This window comes from Liquorilactobacillus vini DSM 20605 (genome assembly GCF_000255495.1).
Classification (GTDB): domain Bacteria; phylum Bacillota; class Bacilli; order Lactobacillales; family Lactobacillaceae; genus Liquorilactobacillus; species Liquorilactobacillus vini.
The window spans coordinates 1-1,496 of record NZ_AHYZ01000170.1; the positions used below are offsets into that span (position 1 = coordinate 1).

The 1,496-nt window shown below is 39.8% G+C and carries 2 protein-coding genes; both read right to left on the reverse strand.

The window, feature by feature from the left end:
* Positions 1-152: 152 nt before the first annotated feature.
* Positions 153-488, reverse strand: coding sequence for an IS66 family insertion sequence element accessory protein TnpB (gene tnpB / locus ON15_RS09300; protein WP_026049561.1), 336 nt, complete (start codon positions 486-488; stop codon positions 153-155).
* Positions 489-547: 59 nt separating this feature from the next.
* On the reverse strand, positions 548-1,496 hold a 949-nt coding region (locus ON15_RS11825; protein WP_459560711.1), incomplete at its 5' end, for a transposase family protein.

Sequence of the window (1,496 nt, forward strand, 5' to 3'; positions counted from 1 at the left end):
TAACTTGTTTGTTAAATATGCCACTTGTTCATTAAGCAGCTTAATTTTTTTCATTAATTCACTATTTTGCCGAAGTGTTTTTTGTAAAAGCTCTTCATTCTTAGACATTACGGATCACCACCATTCCTCATGTGATGATTTGAGTTTATCATTTATTGCCGTTGATGACTAGTATATTTTGGTGGTTTTGTTTGTCGAATCGATGATTCGACAGTCCAACCAGAAAGTAGGCGTTCTAATTGTTTGGCATGCAGCTTCTTTACTTCATTTGTATTTGTGGGCCATTGTAAACGACCATTTTCAATTCGTTTATAAAGCAGCCAAAAACCATCTCCGTCCCAATATAAAGCTTTGAATCGATCTTTTCTTGTGCCGCAAAACAGATATAAAGATTTAGAATATGGATCAATCTTGAATTGATCTAAAACTACATTTACCAAACCATCGATTCCTCGCCGAAGATCAGTTTTGCCACAGATAAGATAAATAGTGGCTGCTGAATTAGGCCCTTAGATTTAATCTATTTGGTTTGTTTGATAACTGATTTTTAAATAAATAGCGTCAGTTTTGATGATAAGTAAAAGTTTCCAAGAAAAAAAGCGTAAAACTGTTTCGATATTGGCCACCATGATCCCCAAATCGATTGAAACGGCAATGGTGGCCGCCGTTCCTTTTGATCAATATATTTGGGTTTACGTCCTAGTTTGGGGCCAATTATTTTAATCCCATGTTCCTTGGCAAACGCGATGTTCTCGCGGTTTCGATATAATTTATCGGCAAGAACTTCATCTGGATAGTAACCATGAACATGATGGTATCGCTCAATTACGGTTTGAAAGTCGGTACTCTCATTAAAGGCATTGAAATCAACCCGTTCAATTTCAATGATGCCATTTTGAATGGAAGCATCAATCTTAGGGCCAAACTCTGTATTCTGTCGGGCTTTTCCGCGCTTGATTGGCCGCACATAGGGTTGTGCCAGACTAACAATGCGATCTTTAACTCGATGAGTCTTATTTTGATACATGAAATTCTGTTGTTCAAACAGACGTTGAATCGTTGCCAGCTTAACCAATTGACGTTCCGACAGCTGACCACCTTGTTCACGAAGTTCGTGGACATAACGTAAGTCTCGTCGCACATACTGCAGTTGCGCTTTAACCTGATTCCGGGTTTCTTTAGCTGAACGCCGGGGCTTTTTGGTGAAACGAACATAAACTTTGTGAGCTTCCCGCTTGTAGGTTCGGGGAATCTTAGTGTTTAACTGGTGAGCCAACTCAGTAATGAACTTTTCAAGCGTTGTGCGAGCTTGGCTGAGTAGTGAATAGTCTTGCGGAAAGCGAATATTTACTGGTACGACCGTCGCATCCACGATGATTGTTTGGTCATCATCTAAAGAATGATTCAGTTGTTGTTTGGCCCAGTCACCAATGATTGTTCGCAACTCAGAGCTAATGGGCGCAATTCGTTTGCGAAAGACCGTCATGGAAGAAGAA